Raw genomic sequence first — 22,589 nt, 5'->3', positions numbered from 1 at the left:
CCTAAAACTTCATAACTTTTTCTATTGCTTGCTGGATCCTTGCCGGAGTTGGCAGGTAATGGTCCTCAAAACCGAAATATGGCACTGGTGCATCAAATCCAGTAACCCTTTCAACCGGTGCTTTCTGATATAAAAACGATGTATCATTAATGATGGCAAGCACATCATTTCCTACTCCACCGGTAGCATGAGCTTCATGGACAATGACTGTTCTCCCTGTCTTTTGGACAGATTCTGCGATCATATCTTTATCCAGAGGGAAAAGGGTCCTTAAATCAATCACATCACAATGAGTGTTCTTTTCTTTCATCAGCTCTGCCGCTTTCATAGCCTCAGGCACCATGGCTCCCCACGTAATGACCGTCACATCATCACCCTCCATGAGCTTATTGCCTTTTCCAATTTCAATGCTATACTTCCCTTCAGGAACTTCCTCCTTGGCCGAACGATAGCAGCGCATGGGCTCAAGAAACAGAACTGGATCCGGGTCTTCAATGGCAGCAATCAGCAGTCCTTTCGCATCATAAGGACTGGATGGGCAGACTACCTTAATGCCAGGCATATGTGTAAAAATGGCTTCCGTTGAATCACAGTGAATTTCAGGAGCCCTTACACCTGCACCATACGGAGCCCTTATAACCATCGGAACAGTAAAATGTCCCATCGTCCTCATTCGGATCCTCGAAGCATGAGTCATGATTTGTTCATATGCAGGATAAATAAAGCCCAGAAACTGAATTTCAATCACAGGTAAAAACCCATTTACAGCCATGCCAATCCCCGCTCCGACAAAACCCGCTTCACTTAAAGGAGTATCAATAACACGGCCTTCGCCATACTTAGCCTGAAGACCATCAGTTGCACGAAAAACACCACCGTTCTTTCCGATATCTTCGCCCAGCAGCAAAACCTCTTCCTTTTCATTCAGCATAATATCCAGGGCATCGGTAATGGCTTGAACCAATGTCATGGTTTTTGCTTCAACTGCCGTTTTCATTATTGGCCACCTCCTATCAGCTTCAGGTACTCTTCTTTCTGCTGCTTGATTTGCCATGTCGGCTCTGCAAAGACATGATCAAAGATAACTGCTGGATCGGCAGGAGGGAAATCTTCCATTTCGGCAATAGCCTTATCTATTTCATCTGCTGCTTTCTTTTCAATGGTCTGCACCCATTTCTCATCAAATCTCCCCATATTCTTCATCCAGCGCTCTAGTCTTAAAATGGGGTCAGTCTCCTGTCTTCTATTGCTGCTTTCGGATTGATCACGGTACTTAGATGGATCATCTGCAGTGGTGTGTGCCCCATACCGCCACGTAACTGCTTCGATTAGTGTCGGCCCTTCACCTTTACGGGCCCTTTCTAATGCATTTAAGGTTTCAAAATAAACCATGAAAACATCATTGCCATCGATTCTGACTCCCGGAATATCATATGCCAGGGCTTTTTGGGCGATTGTTTTTGAATTCATTTGCTTGTTAAAAGGAACAGAGATGGCGTATTGATTGTTTTGATTAAAAAAGACAACCGGCGCTTTAAAAACGCTGGCGAAATTCAACCCCTCATGAAAATCCCCTTCGGAAGTAGCACCATCTCCAAAATAAGCAATAGCAGCATTTGCTGTGCCTTTTTTCCTTTCTGCGAATGCAGCTCCTGCTGCATGAGGGATTTGTGTCGCAATCGGGATGGCCGGAGGAAAAATTTTCTTTCCGTCAGGCGGAACACACCCTTCATTTCTTCCGTTCCAGAACAACAGGATATTTCGCAGTGAGTGGCCAAAGGTCATAGCTGCTCCGTGGTCGCGATAGGTAGGAAACATCCAATCGTTCTCCCTTAGGGCAGCAGCAGTTCCGACCTGGGAAGCCTCCTGTCCTTCATAAGGTGCATATGTGCCTATCCTGCCTTGGCGCTGGAGTGAAATAGCCTTGCGGTCAAAAATACGGATTCTTACCATATTTCTATAAAACTCTTTTACAAGTTTTTCAGTTATTTTTTCTTCATAATCGGAATTGATGATGTTTCCATTTTCGTCCATTATCCGCCTGATCGGAAAGTGATTTTCCATCTTCTCACCCTTTGGCTATTTAATTATTTTTATCACTTTTATAAGGTACATATATTGTTATCCAAGTAAAAAAATTAGGTTCTTACTGACCACTTCGGGCGTTTCATATGGGAGAAAAAGCTATTTCTGCGTGTACGCGCTTCAATACGGCTCTCGCAGAATTGGTTGGATGCTTCCACGGTTGTTATACCATTTGCTTCAGCATGTTCGTAGATGTTCAGAAGAGAGTTATAAATAGCTTTTGTTTTGCGGAGTACCCTTTCTTTATTAGGTGTGTATAATTCGTCTGCGACCTGGATTAATCCCCCTGCATTCACAATATAATCGGGTGCGTATAATATGCCCTTATCTTTAAGGATTTGACCATGGCGCATATCCTTAAGCTGGTTATTGGCAGAGCCTACGATTGCTTTTACTTTAAGCAAACCGATTGTGTCATCATTAATGATCCCGCCCATTGCACATGGAACAAAAAAGTCTGCCTGGGCCTCATATATTTCATTGCCGGAAAGTACCTTCACCCCGGCACCAATTTCTTTCGCTTTACTGAGAAGCTGGTCGATTGCCTGCCGGCTGATATCTGTCACAAATAAATCTGCCCCTTCCTCCAGCAGTCTTTCTGCCACTTTATATCCAACTTTCCCCAGTCCCTGAATGGCATAACTTTTGCCTGAAAGGTCGTCTGTACCAGTCAGTGCTTTATTGGTTGCCTGCAGACCATAAATAACTCCATGCGCAGTTGGGACCGAAGAATCGCCGCTTCCTCCATAAACCTCATCAACACCTACAATGCAATTCGTTTCCTTTAGGGCATGAACAAAATCTTCTGTAGAAGTACCCATGTCTGTTCCTGTATAGAAGCGCCCGTTCAAGGATTCTACAAATTGGCCAAAAGCACGGAATAGTTCGGGTGTTTTATCTTTTAATGGATCCCCGATAATTACAGCCTTCCCGCCTCCAAAGTCACAATCGGCAGCTGCACATTTATAGGTCATGCCTTTTGATAATCGGAGGACATCTTCAAGGGCCTCATCCACACTGTTGTATGGAAACATACGGCATCCTCCCAAAGCCGGCCCCAATCTAGTGCTGTGGATTGCAATGATAGCCTTTAAACCGGTTGATTCATCGTTGCAGAAAACAACTTGTTCATGATCTTTAATTTTTTGAAACATATCTGTCATTTCATTCTCCCCTTTATTCATGATAGCGCTTACAATAAAATTAAATAAAAATGCCTTTTTTGTTTAGGCTCAGCTGCATCTAATCTTTTAATCTCTCTTTAACATTTCTGCAATCCTGCTTTTCTTCAGAATTACCTGTTTGACTTCACCTTCGCCAGCCAGTATTTTTCCATTATGGACTGTAACAGTTGAGTAAACTGAATTTCCATCCAGCTTGGATACGGTAGCCGTTATGATAATGGATGAGCCTTCAGGTGAAGGGGATAAATGCCTGGCAGAAACAGCTCCCCCGATCCCTTCTTCTTCCTCATCCAAGTAGGGGATGATCAGCAGGCGTGATGCCCATTCCATGTGATAGATCATCGTTACGGTTGAATAGGCAGGATGAATGACCTCCCCTTCAAACTGTGCGAACATCTCAGGGGAAACCACTGCATGGACAACTGCCTGGTTCCCAATTTGCAGCCCAGGTTTCATACCATCCCTCCTGTAATACATAAAATATGTATGACGTTTATTTAACGATATGATAACATTACGTTAAATAAATAGTCAATAAATTGTAAAAACTTTAAAAATTCTTTTGATTCCCTTCCATGCAAAAAGGATTAACCAGCAAAATTGGCTAATCCTTTTTATTTTTCTAAGAAAGCAAAGCACGATCACTTGCCATTTTTGTTCCGCGAATCCGCTGAAATTCGTTTAGCAGCTGTTCAATTGTCAGATGCTGTTTCTGTTCATCATCTACTTCAAGAATAATCTGGCCTTTATCCATCATAATCAGCCTATTACCTAAATCCAGCGCCTGCTGCATATTATGAGTGACCATTAAAGTGGTTAAATTGTACTTTTTAACAATTTCTTTTGTCAGATTCGTTATAAGCTCTGCACGAGCCGGATCAAGAGCAGCGGTATGTTCATCGAGCAATAGAATGGATGGCTCTGTGAAGGTAGCCATTAGTAATGAAAGTGCCTGCCGCTCTCCTCCTGATAATAAACCAACCTTTGCATTTAGACGGTTTTCAAGGCCGAGATGGAGGGTTTCCAGAACTTCTCGAAAATAGTCTTTGCGCTTTTTCGTAACTCCTTTTTTTAATGATCTTGTTTTATTTCTTGAATATGCCATGGCAAGATTTTCTTCAATTGTCATGGACGGAGCGGTACCAGCCATCGGATCCTGAAAAACCCGGCCTATGAGCTTTGCCCGATTATATTCAGACATGCCCGTGACATTTTGGCCATCGATATAAACGGAGCCGACATCAGGAATCATGACACCGGAGATAATATTCATTAAAGTGGACTTCCCTGCGCCATTACTTCCAATTACGGTGACAAAGTCCCCCTCATTTAATGTGAGATTGATCGTATCAAGTGCAATCTTTTCATCTGGAGTCCCTTCATTGAAGACTTTATGAATCTGATTTAATTGCAGCACCAGTCTCACCCTTTCCGCCTGATGGCAATTCACTTATGTTCATGCTTCCTGCCAGTCTTTTGGCTTTCCGTTTCTTCTCCTTAGTGCGGTCAATAATCTTCGGCATTATTAAAGCAAGGATTACAATTGTTGCTGTAATCAGCTTCATATCACCCGGTTCCAGGAACTCTACCCTCAGTGCCATGGTCACTACAATGCGGTAGATAATTGCTCCGCCAATAACCGCGAGAGTAGTTCTGGCAATGGTTTTTGTGCCAAATAACGCTTCACCGATGATGACTGAAGCAAGCCCAATGATAATCATTCCGATACCCATACCAACATCGGCGAATCCTCCCTGCTGGGCAATCAATGCTCCGGAGAAAGCGACCATTGCATTGGAAAGGCCGAGCCCCAAAATCACCATCATGTTGGTGTTGGCAGAAAGACTGCGGATCATTCTCTTGTTGTCGCCTGTAGCCCTTAAAGCTAAACCAATCTCCGTCTGAAGAAACCGATCTGTCAAAAATTTTATTGCAAATGTTACAACTAACATAAATATGATAATGCCCCATGTTCTCGGGAGGCTGCCGCCAAGTCCCGCCATGGTCAATAGACTGTTGAAAAAAGAATCAATTCCTGTTTTATCCCAAAAATCCCTGACATGTGTAATAGCAGTTTCTGTGTTCAAGAGCGGAACATTTGATTTACCCATGATACGAAGGTTTATTGAATACAGAGCAATCATCATAAGGATTCCTGATAAAAGCGCATTGATTTTTCCGAAAGTATGAATAATACCAGTAAGGCAGCCGGCAATAAAACCTGCAAATAAGGCAGTAATCGTAGCCAAAAAAGGATTAGCACCGCTGACAATCATGGTTGCGGCTACCGCCGCTCCAGTCACAAAACTTCCATCGACTGTTAAATCAGGAAAGTCAAGGACCCTGAACGATAAATAAACTCCAAGTGCCATAATTGCGTAAATAATACCTGACTCAAACGCACCGAATATGGCTGTAAACACTAAGAATCACACCCTTTATAAATTGAATAAGAAATTAAAACATGCCGTCACTCGACTAAAAGCGATAGCTTTTAGTAGGAGCGCCGCCCCCCTCAAGGTGTTGAGGATCGGCAAGGCGCTTCCGCTTTTCTTCTTGGCTAATAGCTTAGAAAGCAGCCGGCTGGATATTGCATTGTCAGCCGGCAGATTTACATTTACTCTTCATGGAACTCAGCGAAATCAGCCCATTCTTCTTTTACTTCCAGTCCTTGTGCTTCAGCTGCTTTTTTATTGATCACCAGTTTGAGGCTTCCAGGAAGCTCAACAGGAATTTCAGATGGCTTTTTATTTCCTTTTAAGATCTCAGCGGCCATTTTGCCTGTCTGATAACCTAGATCAAAATAGTTGAATCCGCTGGCTGCAATAGCCCCGCGTTTCATGGAATCCAGTTCACCCACAAATAAAGGGATCTTTTTGCTGTCAGCGACAGATATAACCGATTCAAGCGCAGACACAACCGTGTTATCTGTTGGGATATATATGGCGTCTACCCTTCCAACAAGAGAGTCGGCCGCCTGCTTAACTTCAGCAGAGGTTGAAACAGATGCTTCAACAATTTTTGCTCCTTTTGGTTCTGCAAGTTCTTTTACCTGCTTAACCTGTACCTCGGAATTTTGCTCTCCAGAATTGTAAATGATGCCAATATTCTTAACACCCGCTTCATCAATCATAAAATCAATTGTTTTTGAAGTTCCTTCCGGGTGGTTATCTGTAGTACCTGTAATATTGTCTCCAGGCTGATCAAAGGATTCAACAAGGCCGGCTCCAACAGGGTCTGTAACAGATGTGAAAAGGATAGGAATGTCCTTCGTCGCATTTAGAGCACTCACGGCACTCGGAGTAGCATTTGCAAAAATCATATCCACTTTATCGCCGACAAAATTATTAGCGATCGACTGCGTGTTATTCATGTCAGCCTGAGCATTTTGGAAATCGAATTTTACATTATCGCCTTCTTTAAAGCCTTCATCTTCCAATGCTTTTTTAAATCCCTCTGTCGCAGCATCTAAAGATGGATGTTCAACAAATTGTGTGATGCCAATTGTGTATTGCTTCTTCTCATCTCCTTCTGAAGAAGAACCACTGGATTTTTCCTCTCCGCAGCCGCTTAAAACAAGCATTCCTGCAGCCATTAATAAGGAAAGAGCTTTTAACGATTTTTTCATTATATGACCCCCTATTCAAATTTATTAACTATCAGCTTGCTGATAGTTTAATCCTGCTATGTATGCGCTTACATCTCGAAGTGGAAAACAGTACGCAAAATGGTTTTCACCATTTATATGATATTTACTTTCAATATCGTAAATACAACGTTATATTATCACCCTAAGCATTTGAGTGTCAATAATATTCTAAAAATTTAATATATTTTAATAAGTTATAATGGCATAAAGAAAACAAGCAGGAATATAACTGCCTGCTTGCTAGTTTAATAGCTTTTTAGCCTTATGAAGCTGAAGTTTAGCATCCTCTATCATATTATCCAAAAGCTCCTTTACGCTTGGAAGATCAGCAATCAGGCCAGCTATCTGCCCGCTGTTCATAAACCCTTCATCACCGTTTCCATTTATTGCTCCAATTTTATGATAGTCTTCTGAAGTAAGTTTATTAAACTCATCAAGACTGATGCCCTGTTTTTCGTAATCCAGCAATTTATTGGCATACCCGGTGGAAAGCACTCTTCTTATTCTTCCAACTGAACGCCCCACTATAAGGGTTTCATGATCGGATGCTTCAATAATTTTCTGTTTATATTGCGGGTGGAATGGTGCTTCCTTGGTTGCTATGAATCTAGTGCCCATTTGCACACCGCTTGCCCCCAGGGCAAGCATGGCAGCAAGCCCTTTGCCATCACCGATACCCCCGGCAGCCACGACAGGGACTGACACCACTCCTGTAATTTGAGGGATTAATACGAGTGTAGTGGTTTCAAGAGAACTATTGATTCCTGCTGCCTCATACCCTTCAGCAGCAATAATATCCGCACCGGCTGTCTCTGCTTTCAGCGCCTGTCTTACTGAAGCAGCTACAGTTATAACTTTCACACCTTTTTCATGCAGCTTAGGGATAAAAGGAGTCGGGTTTCCCGCCGAAAGGGATACGGCTGGAATCTTATGTTTAATTACAAGGGAAAGGATTTCCTTTACATAAGGGGAGACACTTAATGCTACATTAACTGCAAATGGCTTATTTGTTAAACTTCTTGTTTCCTCAATTATCTTCTCAACATCCTCAGGAGGCATTGTTCCTGCTCCGATGGTGCCCAGCCCTCCAGCTTCCGAGACTGCCGCTGTTAAAATGGCATTGCTGATATTCCCCATGCCGCCCTGAATAATTGGATATTTAATATTTAAAATGTCCGTTAATATATTCAATCAAATTCCTCCTTCGTTAAAATAATGTTATACTAATTTTAATAGTTTGACAATTAGGAGCACATATACTTAACAATGAAGGATGCAGTCAATGCCTCAGGTAAAATACCCTTTCATTCACATCGCCGTTTTGCAGACAGGCCTCTATTCATTCCCCTTTTCCATTTTCAGCGAAATTTTATAAAACATTATTTGCAGGGTCTGAACAAATGCATATATAGGGAAAGACCAGGCCATCTGATAGCCCTTTTCATAATGAAATATGCCGAGCTTAACAGAGAACCATTCAATCACTACAGCCAAAATAGACCAGAGTGTGACATACAGGATATTCATATATCCCTTTAGATTTAATTTCACATATAAATAAATGAAAAAGTAACTGTATGGCCCGTACATAATATAGCTTAAAAAATCAATGAATTGATATTTTGATGTATCATTGACATCATAATAATCCCACGCCCCGACACTTATGGTGTGATCGAAGAACATCCCGATAAATATGCCTATGGTGATATGTACTGCCGTTTCCAAGCCAGAAAATTTTTTAGGCAGTTTCCATATAAGAATTAGCGATACCAGTAAATTGGCCAATACAAACCATTCATTTGCGTCAAAAGCTCTTTCATAAACCTTTACCATAATTAGTAGACTCCTGCATTAGATACATTAACACCTTGGATAATCCGAGGCCGGCAATCAAGAAAGCAGTATTACCTATGCCAGCTTTGAGTAAATTCCAGTTTAAATATGTAATTACTCCAGAAGTGCTGCTGAAAAGATCCATACCAAGAAGACAGATTAAGAATAAGGCGAAGACAGTTATCCTTTTTACACCAGATGGAGTTTTCCAATAAATATTTATAAACATAAGAACTAGAATGGGGCCAATAATTTCACGATGAATCAAGAATACAATAAATAAAATAGAATCTTCTGTAATATGAATCCACTTTAATTGAAGAGCAAGTATGGTTGTGTAATTTCGGGCTGCAATTGAAATTAGCATAAGAACCAGAGAGTTTTGCAAAAAGGAAAGCTTTTTTTCTATAAAGAAAAAGAAACTTAGTGTATAAAATGCAATTACAATTGTCGCAGGCAGAATCATTAAATCACCTTATGAGGCTTATTTTTAAATACCATCATACATTTAATATTGTTTTGGTAAGATGCATTTATTCATTAATCCTATGATTGTATAAATGAAAGAGCCATCCTGCCTGCAAGATGGCTCTTTCTCACTCAACCATATAGGGATGATTTAATGCGTCATAATCAGCATCCCTGTTTTTAAGTTCATTTCCTTCCTTAAAAACACTTTCAAAAAACCTTGATGCCGGTTCTGCCAGTTCTTTATAATATTCACTGAATAAAGCAGCAGCATGACCGCCCAGCCATTTATCAGGAAGAAGTTCTTCGGGAAGCCCCGGATCCACAAAAAGGAATTTCCGGTATTCATGCACAAGCTTTGTTCTTTCCACAAAACATTCTGCATCAGTCATATTCCCCTTCTGGATTTTATTTTTATCAATGATATATTTCTGGCTGTATTCCGAAATAAACTCCTGGTATCTTTCATTGATTTCTGTCAGGTTCCAGCTTTTTTCAACAATTTCGATATTCTTATGCGGACCTGCATACCTGGCAATAAAGAAATCAACATAGTCGGCAATTTCATATTTCTCAATCAAATCAAATACTTGTTTCTCAAGATTATTAGCTGAGATCCAGCAGCTGCTGGACATGGAGCCAAAACCGCTCCAAACTAGTTCCTTCCGCAATTCATCACGCACATTGCGGATTTCTTCCGGGATGGTATACATAAGCATTCGCCACTTGCCATCCCACTCTTCAGGCTTTAATTTAAAGATACGCTTAGCCGCTTCCTCAATCCTTTTCTGCCCTCTTGGCGTTAAGGAATAATAGCTTTTATTGCCGATCTTTTCTGCACTTACCCATCCCTGCTTATTCATTCTTGAAATAGCAGCTCTGACAGACTGATCATTATGCCCAAATTCGCTTAAAAGCTTGATAAGGCTGCCAATCCAAATGTTGCTTCCATAATGTGAAATATAATCGCCATAAAGTGTGAAAATCATTGACCTTGTATTCAACTTGCATTCATCCTCATTTCATCATGTGGGTTGAACGGAAAAAATTCGTTATATACAATTGTACTAAAATTAGATAGTTTTGAACAATACTTTTTCGGCATACTAAATAATTTGACTGCCTCTGCCTTCATTCTATACCGCCCAAGTCTTTATAAACCATAAAAACCGTAGAGTAAAAAGTCTCTATGGTCATCGCTCGACGATTGTAGAAATCCCCTGCCCAACTCCCACACACATCGTTGCCAGGCCGTATTTTGAATTCCTGCGCTTCATTTCATGCAATAAAGTTGTCAGAATACGGGCACCGCTCGCCCCAAGCGGGTGGCCAAATGCAATCGCTCCGCCATTTACATTTACCCGCTCCGAATCGGCGCCAAGTTCTTTAATGCAGGCAAGGGATTGTGAAGCAAAAGCTTCATTTAATTCGGTTAAGTCTATATCATTCATCGTAAGACCAGCCCTCTTCAAGGCTTTCTGAGTGGAATAAACAGGACCTGCCCCCATAATCGAAGGCTCAAGCCCTGCTGTTGCGGAAACAATATAAGTTCCAAGGGGCTGTAATCCAAGTTCACTCGCTTTTTCCTCTGACATCAGCAGCAATACAGATGCACCGTCGTTAATACCTGAAGCATTGCCTGCTGTTACAGTTCCCCCCTGAAAAATGGGTTTTAAGCTTGAGAGCTTATCAAAAGTAGTTTCCGGACGGGGATGCTCATCACATGAAATCGTTATTTCATCCCCTTTTTTATCCATGTATGTAACAGGAATGATTTCATCGTCGAATTTGCCTTTTTCAATAGCTGATTTTGCTCTCTTCTGGCTTTCTAAAGCAAACAGATCCTGCTCTTCACGCGATATGCCATACTTTTCTGCAACATTTTCTGCTGTCTTGGGCATGCTTTCAGCACCGTACATTTTCTCAAGCCTGCTATTTGTAAATCGCCACCCGATGGTAGTGTCATACATCTCCATATTCCCTCTTGGAAACTCGCTGCTTGGTTTTGCCATGACAAATGGGGCACGTGTCATGCTTTCCGTACCGCCTGCAATAAAAATATCTCCTTCTCCGGCTAAAATGGCCCGTGCAGCATAATTAACAGCATCTAAACCAGACCCGCAAAGCCGGTTAACAGTTGAAGCAGCCACTTCGACAGGCAAACCGGCAAGCAAAGCTGCCATCCTGGCTACATTGCGATTATCTTCTCCTGCCTGATTGGCATTTCCCAGTATGACCTCTTCAATTTCTGCAGGATTCACCATCGGATTTCTATCCAGCAGAGCCCTAATGACGATAGCTCCCAAATCATCCGGACGAATATCCTTTAACCCGCCTTTATATCTTCCGATCGGAGTCCTGACAGCATCCACAATTACTGCTTTTCTCATTGCTTAACTCCCTCTCTGGCAGTGTAATCAAAAACACCCCTGCCCGACTTGCGTCCAAGCCTTCCAGCTTTTACATATTGTTCAAGGAGCGGTGCCGGCCGGTATTTTTCTCCCAGCTTACTGTGAAGGTATTTTAAATTATTCAGGCGTGTATCGAGGCCGACAAGATCGCCAAGCTCGAATGGCCCCATTGGATAATTCAGCCCAAGCTTAATTGCCTTATCAATTTCTTCAGGTGTGCCGAGACCTTCCTGCAGCATATAAAATGCCTCATTACCAACGAGCGCACTGATTCTGCTCGTTACAAATCCTGGAAACTCATTAATAACTACTGTTTCTTTCCCCATTTGCTCAGCAGCACGTTTAATTGACTGTGCTGTTTCTTCGCTGGTTTCAAGCCCTTTAATAATTTCAACAAGCGGCATTTTTTGGACGGGATTAAAGAAATGCATGGCAATCACTTTGTCCGGACGTTTTGTAAATGATCCAATCTCGGTTGGACTCATGGTAGAGGTGTTTGTTGCAAAACAGCAGTGCTCAGGTGCGTGCTGGTCAATCACCTCAAAAATATTTTTCTTAATATCCATCACTTCAGGGACTGCCTCAATAACAAGATCAGCTGCACTTACATGCTGAGCAAGACTTACAGAATAGGTAAGACGATTTTTGCCTGCTTCCATATCAGCGGCTGTTATTTTATTCCTGGCGAGTCCTTTTTCAAAGATGCTATCAATCTCTCTTTCCGCACGGGTCAATTGTTCCCGGCTGATATCTACAAGAGTGGTGTAAAATCCTCCGATTGCACTGACGTACGCAATCCCCCGCCCCATCACGCCTGAACCGATTACGACTATATTTTTCATGGTGTAATCCCCCTTTCAGTTTATAAAAATGCGAGCACCCGAAACGAGATGCTCGCAAGAAGAACATAAAACGGGCAAATATTTTAATAGGATTCTAATTTAATCCAGCAAAGTCTATTTCCCTTGAAACACAGGCTTTCGCTTTTGCATAAATGCGGCAACACCCTCTTTATGGTCAAGAGTAAGGCCAGCCAGCCGCTGTCCCTGTGCGTCTCTCTCCAAACATTCTTCTAAAGTGGATTCCCAGCTCGCTTTCAGGTTTTTCTTTATTATCGCAATGGCCGCTGTCGGCATGCTGGCAAGCCTTTCTGCAAAAGCAGTTATTTCATCCTGCCATTTCTCCATAGGAATTACCTTAGTAGCCAGGCCAAGCTCTTTGGCTTCCTGAGCATTAACCTTTTCACCGAGCACTGCAAGCTCCATGGCTTTCGCATGACCGATCAGCTTTGGAAGAAAGTAGAGATTCCCGGCATCAGGCACCAGCCCGACATGGACAAAAGCTTCTAAAAAACTGGCTTTATCAGATAGAAGCCTGAAATCGCATGCTAATGCGAGACTCATGCCTGCACCTGCTGCCACCCCATTGACCGCTGCGATAACCGGCTTCTTACATTTATGAAGCTCCAATACCATTGGATTATAGAATCGGCGGAGTACCTCGCCGTGATCCATATCCTCATTTACTCCCTGAAGGTCCTGGCCAGAGCAAAATGCACGTCCTTCGCCTGTGATAACAAGACATCTGACTTCTTTATCCCGGCTTGCCTGTTTTATGGACTGCTGAACCTCTTTATTAAGCTGTTCTGTGAATGCATTCAGTTTATCCGGGCGGTTTAATGAAATCCAAGCAACACCCTTTGCGACCTCATATTTCACCGTTTCAAACATTTGCTATGTACACCTCCTCTACTTCCCTTTAAATTGCGGCTTGCGTTTTTCAATAAAGGCATTCATTCCTTCTTTTTGATCTTCTGTCGAGAATAATAAATAAAAATTCTTCCGTTCGAATTCCATTCCCTCATTTAATGATGTATCAACTGCCTTAAGGACTGCTTCCTTTATGAGGCGTATCGCAATTGGCGCCTGATTGGAAATTTGTTCAGCCGCTTTTATCGTTTCTTCCAAAAGAAGCTCTTCTGATATAAGCTGGTTGACGATGCCATGTTGAAGCGCTTCTTTGGCCGTGATTCTTTTGCCGGTAAAAAGCCATTCCATTGCTTTCGTTTTCCCAACAAGCTTAGTAAGCCTCTGTGTGCCGCCTGCGCCAGGCATTACTCCCAGGTTTACCTCAGGAAAGCCAAATTCCGCATTATCAGCGGCAAAAAGCAAATCACAGCATAAAGCAAGCTCAAAGCCCCCGCCAAGGGCAAAACCATGAACCGCCCCTATAATCGGTTTCTTGATCATGGCAAGGCGATCCCAATCTTTAAATTGATTGCGAAGCTCAAAATCTATTGTCTGGTCGTTTGCCATCTCATCAATATCTGCTCCGGCAGCAAATGCTCTGCCATTGCCGCATAATACGATAGCCTTAATGTTGCTGTCAGCCTCAAACCCTTCCATCGCATCCAGAATCTCTGAAATCATTGAGCGGTTGATTGCATTTAAGACTTTTGGGCGGTTTAAAGCAATTAAGCCAAGCTTTCCATGCTGTGAAACTTCAATAGCTTCATAGCTTTTACTCATCTGCTTCCTCACCAATCATAAGAGTGATAATATCACCTGCAAATTTCATGGCGTCTTTTCCTGATGCCTTGCCTTCATCTGTTCTCATAGCCTCCTGTAAAGCTTCATGGCTGTCATAGTACATTTCGCACATCAAATAGTACTTCCCTTCGCCCCCCATAGGACTGCCAACAATTTTTGTAACCTCCATCTTGCGGAGACCCGGAATTTTGGCTGTAAGCGGCGCGTGCGTATTAAAATAATGGTCATCAAATGCCTCCTTATTTTCAGGGTGCTTATAAAGAGCGATTAATTTTACCATTTGTCAACTTCCTTTCAGGTTTAGTGGATTTGATTCATTTAATAGTATTCCTGGAGCCGGATTCATATGTTATTTGTGTTATCTCCAGGAATTTATCAATAAAGAATTAACAGTTTATCCAGCATCTTAAAATAGCATTAGACACAATTTGACCGGTTTTTATAACAGATTCGAAAGTCCTTATCTACATCATCGTTGATACAGGCTTCATAGCTTCAAAGGGGTTCCTGCAGGATTTGCAGTATAAAATACTGCGGCAGGCTGTAGGACCAAACAGGTTTTCCATTGTCGTATATGTGGATCCGCAAAAAGGGCAATCCACATGCCATTCACCTGTTTCACTTATTAATTTTGGAGGCGGCGCAATCCCGAATTCCTTTAGCTTTAACCTTCCTGTTTCTGTTACCCGGTCAGACGTCCAGGGCGGATGATAGATAAACCGGACTTCTATTTTTTCAAATATCCCTGCCTTGTCTATTTCGATTTCCACGTTTTTTCGAATGATATCCAGTGCAGGGCATCCCATAAAAGTAGGCAGGAGTTTCACCATTACTGAATTGCCCTCCACCTCAATATGCTCCAGCATTCCTAAATCAACAATAGAAATGGTATCTATTTCAGGGTCCATAACATTATGAAGCGCCTCCAACGCGGTTTTTATCAACATTTGATCCTGCTCCATTTACATCACCCTTTAAAGAACTTACCAGCTTGCAGCTGGATTTATATTATACACCTCGCTCAAAGTGGCTAAAGCAGCATCAAGGTCGGCTGTATGCTCTCCTATACGGCCATTGCCATTTTTCATTGCAAGGTCTGCCTCTGAGACTGCCAGATTGATAGATTCAAAAACAGGCTTCATGATAAGCAGCCATCGCTGCTTTAACACCTCTTCCGGTTCAATAAGACCATGTTCCGCCATATCTTTTGCCAGCGGTCCCAATGTTATAACTCCTTCAAAATCGGCTAAAACCTTCCCAATGGCTGATTCCATTCTCGTTCTGGCTTCCCCGCCAGCCTTCATCAGCTGGTTAAACCATGTTTTCCAGTGAAGGAGATGATAATAAAGCTCCATATTAACCTTTAATGCCACCTCGGCTAAAGGCTGATAAGAAGAATTTTTCAGAGAGTCCAATCTGATTTTTTTTGATTGGATATAAAAATAATTTCTTGCTACTGCGAATGCCCAGTCATATTGTGCTGTAGACAAGTAATGACCTGGACCATTTACCGCTTCCAAAAGGACAGCATTTCTCCTTTCGGCCGCTTTTCTCGCATGGGCAAGACTGTCTACAGTGCCTTCTCCAAGATCCTCCAGCAGCTGATAAAACATGGCGGCGTGACCCATGGTATCCTGGCTGATGGATGAAAAGGCGACATCCTCCTCTATATGAGGCGCCAGCCCAAGCCACTCTGAACCCCGGTAAGCAAGGATGAAGTCATCGTCAGCAAGCTGATATAATAATGATGTCAGTGCCGGCTTTATCCCAGCGCCGATTGGCATTTTATTAACTGGCTCAGTCATCTTTCTTCATCCCTCCCCATGATAGAATTTCCTTCTCATCAAGCATTTCCTGCTCGTAGTGGCGCCACTTTTTCTTCAAATATCCGTATCCTTTTGTCGTGCGGTACTCTTTGTTATCCAAACGCTGAAGTGATTGCTTTTCTTCCGGTGTCAGCTTCCGGATATCAGAGCGTTTGACGACCCAGATATCAGCAACCGGTTCTCTCCGCATAAAATTTTCCTGTGCCATGACGAGTGCAAGCTCGCGATTTGGTGCCAGCAGGGAAAATTGATATTGCAGAGGCGAGGTATCGGTTCTTTGACTAAAGACTTCGAATTCCTGATAAAATCCTTCGTTTCCCAAAGGAGACCCCTCCCATCTGAACGGTTTAGTTTGCAGTATTGAGAGCTTCGCGCACCCATCTGTTAGTCTCATAAGCTGTGCGGCGAAGCCCGAGTCGCTCCTGAGATTTTGGCCCATTATTTTTAATAATGTCCTTGAACTTATTCCAGTCAGGCTGCCTATAGACCCAAAGCTCCTGATTCTGGTCAAAATGCATTGTCTCATCCGGCAGTTTAAGGCCAAGCGAGAGAACGCGCGGAATATACTTTGTAAAAAAGTCCTGCCTTAAGTCTTCGTTCGTCTTTGTCCGGATTCTATATTTTATCGTTGTATCCTGTTTGGAAGTGCCGGTAGTAGAGGCATCACCAGGGCCAAAGAACATTAACAGCGCTTCCCACCAGCGGTTAACCGCATCCTGAACCATCGCTTTCTGCTCCGCCGTTCCTTCAGCCAGTGCCATGATGATTGCTTCACCATGCTGGGCATGAAAAACCTCTTCCGCGCAAATCCGTTTAAGTGCTCTTGCATAGGGCCCATATGAAGCATTAAGCATATTGGTCTGGGTAATGATAGCAGCACCGTCAACCAGCCAGCCGATCAGCCCGGCATCCCCCCATGTTGGAGCCTCCATATGAAAAACATTGTGGAATTTCAGTCTTCCGCTAAATAAATCCTGCATAATATCTTCGCGGGTTTTCCCAAGAGGCTTCATTAAATCCTCTGCAACACGAAGCAGCAGCTGTCCATGCCCCATCTCATCCTGCACCTTTGCCATGATACCCAGCTTGCGTTTTAATGAAGGGGCTTTCGGCACCCATTCCTTTTCAGGAAGTGCTCCCATAATTTCACTGATACCATGCATCGAAATCAATTTGATTAATGTCATTCGGTAATCTTCAGGCATCCAATCATCCGCTTCAATTTTCTCTCCTGCATTTATGCGTTTCATGAACTGCTCGTATTTTTGTTCTTCCGTCATCTCTTGAAAGAAAAGAGCCTCTGACATGTGATTCACCCCCGTCGAGTTAAAAATTACTGATTCAGGTTACCGCATTTTCCACTGCCGGATTTACAATTCTGACAGCTTTCCCATCCGATCTTGGCAGCGTTTTAGGCGGATGGAGAACAAGTCCAATGGTAATAAAGCAATTTTGCTTCACTGCTTCCTTGATCTTCTTTTTTACATGTTCTGCTTCTCCCATATCTCTATAAAACTCTTCGCTCCATTCAGCATGAAGCTCCAAAACTTTTAAACTTCCCTTGTTATACACTTGGATATGGTAGTGGGGAGAAAGCTCAGGCATCTGAAGAATGCACCGTTCGATTTCGGAAGGAAAGACGTTTACACCATTTACATTAAGCATATCGTCTATGCGTCCTTTCACACGGCTCATTCGAAGCGTTGTTCTCCCGCAAACACACTTCTCTTTAGAAAGGGAGGCGATATCACCCGTTCGGTAGCGAATCACCGGAAAAGCTTCCTTCGTTAAACTTGTAAAAACAAGCTCCCCTTCCTCTCCGTTTGGAAGCGGTGTCATTTTTTTCGGATCGATTACTTCTGCATAAAAATGATCCTCTGCAATGTGCAGGCCGTCCTGGGATTCATGGCATTCCATGGCTACACCTGGTCCAAGAACCTCACTTAGCCCATAAATATCGCATGCTTTAATCCCAAGCTTAGCTTCTAGTGTTTTCCTCATTTCTTCGGACCAGGGCTCTGCACCAAAAATACCATACTTTAATGATGTATCAGCCGGGTCCATTCCCCTCTCCTCCATCTTCTCTGCTAAATTAAGGATGTAGGAAGGAGTTCCGCAAATAACTTCAGGCTTAAAGTCTTGAATCAGCATAATTTGTCTGTCAGTATTTCCTCCAGAAACGGGTACGGTAGCCATGCCAAGCTGTTCGCTGCCATAATGCAGTCCCAATCCACCTGTAAAGAGGCCGTATCCGTAAGCATTATGCAATGTCTGACCAGGTTCGCCTCCTCCGATGGAGATTGCCCTGGCTATCAGATTGCTCCACATTTTGATGTCATTTCGTGTGTAGCCCACTACAGTCGGCTTTCCGCTCGTTCCCGATGAAGCGTGCAGACGGACAATTTCTTTTTTATCCACAGCAAAAAGCCCGAATGGGTAATGTTCCCGCAAATCTGCTTTAACAGTAAAGGGCAGCTTTTGAATATCATTCAGGCTGTTAACGTCTTCAGGTGCAATATTACTTTCCAAAAACTTTTTCCGATAAAAAGGCACATGATTAAATACTCTTTCCACTGTCTGCTTGAGCCGGTCCAACTGCAATTGTTCTATAAAATCGCGGCTTTCCGTTTCAATATCATGCAGAATCAAGACATGACCTCCCAGATTTTCATCATATTAAGATAGTAATTTTATATAACGTTAAAATATCGTTAGATGAAATAAGTGTTATATATTTAACACAAAGATACCGTGTAAACAGGTAAAAGTCAACTTATTTTCTGAAAATTTACTCATTTTTTTAAAAGCGGAAGCGCCTTGATCACCACCGACAAGCACAAGACGAGCCTTCCGGAAAGGAGTTTTTTGCCTTTTTGGGAGGATTGGCTTGTGACCTCGAGGGGGTAGGCGCTGAAGCTAGACAGTTATCGACGTACAAATTTATACATTCTGAAGTAATAAAAAGACCTAGCCCGAGGGCTAGGTTAACTTTCTTAGGACCATTCTTTTAATTTATTCTTTATGCTATTTTTCCATTTAGATATTAAAGGCTCCTCACCTTTAGCTGTCTTTTGCTTCTGCCATTCATTATAGCTTGCTGCAGAAATGAGGATAGATCCTGCAATTAAAAGATACGCCCACCAAGGAAGATTTCCCCAATAAGGTCTTGTTTGCAGCAGCACATTCAGGAGCAGTACCCCAGATCCAACAAAGAAATAGGACTTTATTCTCAGGAAGGAGCCAGCTAGCATTGAAATCAGGGAGAGCGTGCCAACTATAAGTGCATCATAAACCGTATTGCTGGCAAGGCCATCCTGTACGAGCAGCAGGGAAACCGTTATTAGAACTGACCACTGAATTTTGTTAGTCGGTGCTGCGTATTGCCCTTTAAGCACTTTCTTGACAAAAATAATCAGGATAATCCATGGAAGCACGTATGCCTCCCTTATGAAAAGGTCCGGCAGCTCAATATTCTTTAGTAAACTATAATAAGGCTCCAGCAATACCGCTCCCGACAGCAATCCAGGCAGCCATACGTATTTTGATGCCATTCTGCCCCTCTGTAAAAATAAAAGTGTGCTGATCAGGAGGCCAGGGAGAACTTCCGCCCATAGGGAAACTGCCGGAAAAAGATAGGCGGTAAGGAAAAATAACAGCGAGAAAATAGTGTAGCTATCAGCTTTTTTATTCATAAGAATTTTGGCATATACCATTTTGCCGATGATTGCCGATGCCAGGCCGAAACCAGCTACAACCAAAATTTTCATATCTGGAGCGATTCCGTTAATGAACAGGAATTTGAGTACTGCCGTACATATTAATAACAATGGAACTGCAGTCAATATATCAAGTTTAGTTCTATGCAAATATACGATAAATCCTGCAGAATAGATAATAGAAACGAAAAACGGCACATCCCCAAAGGGATATGAAGTTAAAAATGCCAGGATCCCAATCACAGACCAGGGTATAAGAAAGTAAACACTTCTCATTTTATCTTGAGTTTTTCCGGTTAGCCAGAATAAGAATACGGCACAGCTGACTAAAAGAACGGCATACTCACTGAAGTTCTCTTCCCATACATGATTCATTCCCGTTAAGATTACCATGAACAAAGTTAAGAATGAGCTGTAGAGGAATATCTTTACCTTCCACTCTTTAAAAGAAACCCTGAAACTGATCCAATAGGCTGCCAGGGTGACCAGGAAGGACCAGAAACTATTTTCCCTATAGATAAAAAATGTCAGGATCATGGCAAACGGCATGAAAATATGGCCAATCCAGCTGAACCCTCTTGACAGGACAAAGTCTTTATTAGAAATATAGAAAGCCGCACCAAGCAGAATCCATGCCCCTAGGGGAAATTGCACCCAATTAAAAAATGTAAAGTTAAATGGCAAACCAATCAAGATCATAAAATAAGCAAAAAGTGAAATCGATGCTGACACAAACGGAATCCAGCTTTGTTTATGGAATCGATACAGGGCAAGATACATCATAATGCCGCCTATAAATACTGCCGGTCTCATCCAGACTTCATTGATTGACAAAGCAACTGCTGTAAATAGTGAGATTGTATAAAATCCCAATGAGATTAAAAACACGTTTCCGGCTTGAGTTTTGTGCCCTTTCTTAGAAAGAGCGCCATAAAGGATAAGCAGGGCAATACTTGCCATTACGGTATTCATGGCCATACCTAACTCATTCTGATAAAAGCTTGAGCAGCTTCGCAGATGTTCACCATAAAACATAAAGGCAAACCCGATTGACAAAGGAATGGCCCAGGGAATTGCTTCTGTATAAAAAACCCTATTTTCAGCCTTATTCATGAGGTACATGACAAAGCTAAAGATTAATAGCATGGAGCCTGCAGCGAGCCAATCAAGTAATCCTGCTGCAGTCACAACTGAAAATAACATAATACTAACAGCCACATCTCGTGAGCTTGATTCCACCACTTTTAAGAGCGGATACTTCAGCAGATACCCTAAACTTATAAAAAGCACAAAGCCAATGAAGAAAACAGGTAAAGATAGATTATTGAACGGGGCGGCTTTATCCAGCATTAATACTAGTTCAAATAGAGCAGAGGCTAAAAACACGGGTGCCAAGTAAGCAAATAGCCCGTTTTCCATAACATTTGCCAAATATAGAAACTGCACCGCAAGAATAATGTAAGCCAGCAGCAGTGCTGCAGAGGGTTCGCCGGCCATTAACAGGAGACCTTCAACTGAAATATAGAGAAAAGCAAGTATGGAAACCGCTGCACTGGTCAGTCTAAATATCTTATCCCAGGAATAGTGCTTATCCATAACTCTAGGAACAAACAGAAAACCAATCCCTATAAGCGCAAATAAAACTGGTCCTGCCAAATGTAGAATCGTATTTTCAATCAGCTGATAGGCACCATAGACAATCAGTAAGCTGAAGACAAAATGAAACTCCTTCCTGCCTGTTACATACACCATTGATAAGTAAACGGCTGCCGTCAGCAGAATATTCAGACTGTATAAAACATGGCTATTGAAAAATACAAGCATCAATAATGTAGAGATTACTAAATTGATTTGAGCAAAGTAAATCAATTCTCCCGAAAACAGTTTAAGGGAAGCCTGTTTTTTCAGGCGATGATAGGCTGCAGATAGCAGCGCATTGAAAATTATCAAACCAAGATAAAAACTGTCATTTTCAAGATTGAATGCTGCCAGGGTATAACCTGCCCCAGCAGACAGGGCAATATAAGCAAACCATACAAAAAGACGTGAGCCCAGCTTCTGTGCAAATATACTGTATACTGGAACGACCAGTAAACTGCCAGCTGCTCCGAGTATAAAGCGTCCTTCCCCATAAAAAGAAAGATAAGGGCCAAGCAATTGAAACCAGCCTATGGATAAAATAAATATTGGCAAGAATAAACTCCCTAGAACAATAAAAGCAAACGACGTTCTTTCTATCTTTAATAACTTACCCGAAATAAAGGCAAAGCCATAGAAAATAAGTGAAACAACAGCAATGGATGCACTTTTCATGAAATTTGACATTGTATCCCAATTGCTTGTTGCCACAAAAAGTCCGCCGATAAGGAGCAGGATGACTCCAACATTCAGCAGCCAGGAAATGTTTCTTTCACGGATTTCTTCCTGAGATAATTTCTTTTTCACTGTTTTTTTTGCTGTCTGAATGGGCTTTTGCTTGATTTCTTCTGCAGCTTTTGCTGCCTTAACCTGCAACTGCTTCAGCTCTTCAAGGTCCTGATAGTACTGATAGTGGGCTTTCAAGGTGATTTCATAATGTTCTGATGTTATATAATCTTTATCTTTCAATTTCGTAAGTTCAACTTGAAATATGTTCTGATGATATTTTTCTGTTTCGGGCTTCAAGGGATCCACCTCTTTTAAATCGAATAATATTCGATTGTTTCTATTAGTGTAATTTTACACATTTTAAACTAATTAATCAATCCCTGTTTTGGCATTTGTTACTTCTCAAGGATGTTTATATAAATATTATTTAATTACAGGAAGAAATGGGATTTTAAGGAGATTCGCGCGCGCTTCTTGCCCAAATTATCCCACTCCAAT

22 protein-coding genes are annotated in these 22,589 nt (G+C 42.1%); all 22 read right to left on the bottom strand.

Annotated elements, in window-relative coordinates; translation table 11 throughout:
• Position 1 precedes the first annotated feature (1 nt).
• The 22 genes from A361_RS12130 to A361_RS12025 all read right to left on the bottom strand — a co-directional run bounded on the left by A361_RS12130 (position 2) and on the right by A361_RS12025 (position 22,397).
• Positions 2-997 (bottom strand): alpha-ketoacid dehydrogenase subunit beta, encoded by a 996-nt coding sequence (locus tag A361_RS12130; RefSeq protein ID WP_009334744.1) that lies wholly within the window; start codon positions 995-997, stop codon positions 2-4.
• Complete coding sequence (pdhA, locus tag A361_RS12125; RefSeq protein ID WP_019382973.1) at positions 997-2,064, bottom strand: pyruvate dehydrogenase (acetyl-transferring) E1 component subunit alpha; 1,068 nt, start codon at positions 2,062-2,064, stop codon at positions 997-999. The genes A361_RS12130 and pdhA overlap by 1 nt, the downstream gene beginning before the upstream one ends.
• Before the next feature lie 74 nt (positions 2,065-2,138).
• Complete coding sequence (locus A361_RS12120) at positions 2,139-3,248, bottom strand: Leu/Phe/Val dehydrogenase (protein WP_009334746.1); 1,110 nt, start codon at positions 3,246-3,248, stop codon at positions 2,139-2,141.
• A gap of 87 nt (positions 3,249-3,335) precedes the next feature.
• Positions 3,336-3,725, bottom strand: a complete 390-nt coding sequence (locus tag A361_RS12115; protein WP_009334747.1) for a thioesterase family protein — start codon at positions 3,723-3,725, stop codon at positions 3,336-3,338.
• Between the two features lie 166 nt (positions 3,726-3,891).
• Positions 3,892-4,686, bottom strand: a complete 795-nt coding sequence (locus tag A361_RS12110; protein WP_009334748.1) for an ABC transporter ATP-binding protein — start codon at positions 4,684-4,686, stop codon at positions 3,892-3,894.
• A complete protein-coding gene (locus A361_RS12105; protein WP_019382972.1) occupies positions 4,661-5,692 on the bottom strand; it encodes an ABC transporter permease in 1,032 nt (343 codons plus the stop codon). Before A361_RS12105 ends, A361_RS12110 begins: the two co-directional genes overlap by 26 nt.
• Before the next feature lie 194 nt (positions 5,693-5,886).
• The gene (locus A361_RS12100) at positions 5,887-6,897 is read right to left on the bottom strand and encodes an ABC transporter substrate-binding protein (protein ID WP_009334750.1); all 1,011 of its coding nucleotides are present in this window, start codon (positions 6,895-6,897) and stop codon (positions 5,887-5,889) included.
• Between the two features lie 261 nt (positions 6,898-7,158).
• A complete protein-coding gene (locus A361_RS12095) occupies positions 7,159-8,109 on the bottom strand; it encodes an NAD(P)H-dependent flavin oxidoreductase (protein ID WP_009334751.1) in 951 nt (316 codons plus the stop codon).
• Positions 8,110-8,253: 144 nt separating this feature from the next.
• Positions 8,254-8,754 (bottom strand): hypothetical protein, encoded by a 501-nt coding sequence (locus A361_RS12090; protein ID WP_009334752.1) that lies wholly within the window; start codon positions 8,752-8,754, stop codon positions 8,254-8,256.
• Positions 8,738-9,220, bottom strand: a complete 483-nt coding sequence (locus A361_RS12085; protein ID WP_019382971.1) for a hypothetical protein — start codon at positions 9,218-9,220, stop codon at positions 8,738-8,740. Before A361_RS12085 ends, A361_RS12090 begins: the two co-directional genes overlap by 17 nt.
• A 130-nt stretch (positions 9,221-9,350) precedes the next feature.
• Positions 9,351-10,226: a phenylacetic acid degradation operon negative regulatory protein PaaX gene (gene paaX, locus A361_RS12080; RefSeq protein ID WP_009334754.1), complete on the bottom strand. Its 876-nt coding sequence runs from the start codon at positions 10,224-10,226 to the stop codon at positions 9,351-9,353.
• Positions 10,227-10,415: 189 nt separating this feature from the next.
• Positions 10,416-11,612: a thiolase family protein gene (locus A361_RS12075; RefSeq protein ID WP_009334755.1), complete on the bottom strand. Its 1,197-nt coding sequence runs from the start codon at positions 11,610-11,612 to the stop codon at positions 10,416-10,418.
• Positions 11,609-12,475, bottom strand: a complete 867-nt coding sequence (locus tag A361_RS12070) for a 3-hydroxyacyl-CoA dehydrogenase (protein WP_019382969.1) — start codon at positions 12,473-12,475, stop codon at positions 11,609-11,611. The genes A361_RS12075 and A361_RS12070 overlap by 4 nt, the downstream gene beginning before the upstream one ends.
• Before the next feature lie 114 nt (positions 12,476-12,589).
• Positions 12,590-13,363: an enoyl-CoA hydratase-related protein gene (locus A361_RS12065; protein WP_019382968.1), complete on the bottom strand. Its 774-nt coding sequence runs from the start codon at positions 13,361-13,363 to the stop codon at positions 12,590-12,592.
• Between the two features lie 18 nt (positions 13,364-13,381).
• Positions 13,382-14,161, bottom strand: coding sequence for an enoyl-CoA hydratase-related protein (locus A361_RS12060; RefSeq protein WP_019382967.1), 780 nt, complete (start codon positions 14,159-14,161; stop codon positions 13,382-13,384).
• On the bottom strand, positions 14,154-14,462 hold the full coding sequence (locus A361_RS12055; protein WP_009334759.1) for an EthD family reductase: 309 nt from the start codon (positions 14,460-14,462) through the stop codon (positions 14,154-14,156). Before A361_RS12055 ends, A361_RS12060 begins: the two co-directional genes overlap by 8 nt.
• A 184-nt stretch (positions 14,463-14,646) precedes the next feature.
• On the bottom strand, positions 14,647-15,144 hold the full coding sequence (paaD, locus tag A361_RS12050; protein WP_019382966.1) for a 1,2-phenylacetyl-CoA epoxidase subunit PaaD: 498 nt from the start codon (positions 15,142-15,144) through the stop codon (positions 14,647-14,649).
• A gap of 21 nt (positions 15,145-15,165) precedes the next feature.
• Positions 15,166-15,987 carry a 1,2-phenylacetyl-CoA epoxidase subunit PaaC gene (gene paaC / locus A361_RS12045; protein ID WP_019382965.1) on the bottom strand — a complete coding sequence of 274 codons (822 nt, stop codon included), beginning with the start codon at positions 15,985-15,987 and terminating at the stop codon, positions 15,166-15,168.
• On the bottom strand, positions 15,980-16,330 hold the full coding sequence (paaB, locus tag A361_RS12040; RefSeq protein ID WP_009334762.1) for a 1,2-phenylacetyl-CoA epoxidase subunit PaaB: 351 nt from the start codon (positions 16,328-16,330) through the stop codon (positions 15,980-15,982). The genes paaC and paaB overlap by 8 nt, the downstream gene beginning before the upstream one ends.
• 25 nt (positions 16,331-16,355) lie before the next feature.
• Complete coding sequence (paaA, locus tag A361_RS12035) at positions 16,356-17,315, bottom strand: 1,2-phenylacetyl-CoA epoxidase subunit PaaA (RefSeq protein WP_009334763.1); 960 nt, start codon at positions 17,313-17,315, stop codon at positions 16,356-16,358.
• Between the two features lie 34 nt (positions 17,316-17,349).
• Positions 17,350-18,657 (bottom strand): phenylacetate--CoA ligase family protein, encoded by a 1,308-nt coding sequence (locus A361_RS12030; protein ID WP_019382964.1) that lies wholly within the window; start codon positions 18,655-18,657, stop codon positions 17,350-17,352.
• 344 nt (positions 18,658-19,001) lie between these two features.
• Positions 19,002-22,397, bottom strand: a complete 3,396-nt coding sequence (locus tag A361_RS12025; RefSeq protein WP_236888033.1) for a DUF2157 domain-containing protein — start codon at positions 22,395-22,397, stop codon at positions 19,002-19,004.
• Positions 22,398-22,589: the final 192 nt, after the last annotated feature.

The organism is Cytobacillus oceanisediminis 2691, from assembly GCF_000294775.2.
GTDB classification, from domain to species: domain Bacteria; phylum Bacillota; class Bacilli; order Bacillales; family Cytobacillaceae; genus Cytobacillus; species Cytobacillus pseudoceanisediminis.
This window is presented reverse-complemented; position numbering and strand designations above follow the sequence as displayed.